1 protein-coding gene is annotated in these 1,628 nt (G+C 65.3%); it reads left to right on the forward strand.

Translation table 11 applies throughout. From position 1 onward, the window contains the following. Nucleotides 1-24: 24 nt before the first annotated feature. Nucleotides 25-1,628, forward strand: a 1,604-nt coding sequence (locus H343_RS33390; protein WP_486587095.1) for an acyltransferase domain-containing protein, incomplete at its 3' end; no start/stop codon positions are given.

Below are 1,628 nucleotides of genomic sequence, written 5' to 3' on the forward strand. Positions count from 1 at the left end.
CGTTCGGTGTTTGAGCATCGTGCGGTGGTGGTGGATGGTGCGGTTTCTGGGGTGGGTTCTGTTTCGGGGTTCGGGGCGGGGTCTGTTTCGGGTTCTGTGGTGCGGGGTGTGGTGGGTGAGGTGGGTTCTGGTCCGGTGTTTGTTTTTCCGGGTCAGGGTTCGCAGTGGGCGGGGATGGCGGTGGAGTTGTTGGATTCTTCGCCGGTGTTTGCGGGGTGGATGGGGGAGTGCGACCGGGTGGTGGGGTCGTTGGTGGATTGGTCTGTGGTGGAGGTGTTGCGGGAGTCGCAGGCTGGTGGGGTGTTGGGGGAGTTGGAGCGCATTGAGGTGCTTCAGCCTGTGTTGTTCTCGGTGATGGTGTCGTTGGGTGAGTTGTGGCGGTCGTGTGGGGTGGAGCCTGCTGCGGTGGTGGGTTCTTCTCAGGGGGAGATTGCTGCGGCGTGTGTGGCGGGGGCTTTGTCGTTGGAGGATGCGGCGCGGATTGTGGTGCTGCGTTCTGAGTTGTTTGCGCGGGAGTTGGTGGGTTCTGGGGCGGTGGCGTCGGTGGCGTTGCCGGTGGGTCGTGTGGGTGGGTTGTTGTCGGGGTGGGGTGGCCGATTGTCGGTGGCGGGTGTGAATGGTCCGTCGGCGGTGACGGTGGCGGGGGATGTGGAGGCGCTTGAGGGTTTTGTGGGTGAGTGTGAGGCGTTGGGGGTTCGGGCTCGGGTTCTGGGGTCGACGGTGGCGTCTCATTCGGTGCAGGTGGAGCCGTTGCGTGAGCGGTTGTCGGGGTTGTTGGAGGGTGTGGAGCCGGTTTCGGGTGGGGTGCCGTTTTATTCGACGGTGACGGGGGGTTTGGTGGATGGGGGTGTGTTGGATGCGGGGTATTGGTTCCGGAATGCGCGGGAGCCGGTGGAGTTTGCGGGTGTGGTGCGGTCGTTGGTGGGTGATGGGTTTCGGGTGTTTGTGGAGTGCAGTGCGCATCCGGTGTTGATGGGTGCGGTGGAGGAGACGGCCGAGGACGCTGGTGTGGAGGTTGTGGCGTTGGGGTCGTTGCGGCGGGATGCGGGGGGTGCGGGGCGGTTTGTGACGTCTTTGGCTGAGGCGTGGGTGCGGGGGGTGCCGGTGGATTGGCCGGTGTTCTTTGCGGGGTCGGGTGCGGGGTGGGTGGATTTGCCGACGTATGCGTTTCAGCGGGAGCGGTTTTGGCCGGAGCGGGTGGTTGTGGGCTCTGGTGTGGTGGGGGCGGATCCGGTGGATGTGGCGTTGTGGGGGTTGGTTGAGGGGGAGGATGCGTCGGCTTTGGCGTCGGCGTTGGAGTTGGATGCGGGGTTGGCGTCGGTGGTGGCGTCTGCGTTGTCGTCGTGGCGTGGGCGTCAGCGGGTTCAGTCGGTGGTGGATTCCTGGTGTTATCGGGAGGTGTGGAGGCCTCTGGGGGGTCTGTCTTCCGGTGCGCATGCCGCTGGTGCTGGTGCTGGTGGTGTGTGGTTGGTGGTTGTTCCGGAGGGTGTGCGGGGTGAGGCGTGGGTGGCGTCTGCTCTGGAGGGTTTGGGGGGTCTGGGCCGTGTGGTGTGTGTCGAGGCCGGTGTGTCGGTGGATCGGGTGGGGTTGGCGGAGGAGATTCGTGGCTGTCAGCCGGGTGAGGGTTT

The sequence above is a fragment of the Streptomyces sp. TAA204 genome, assembly GCF_000424965.1.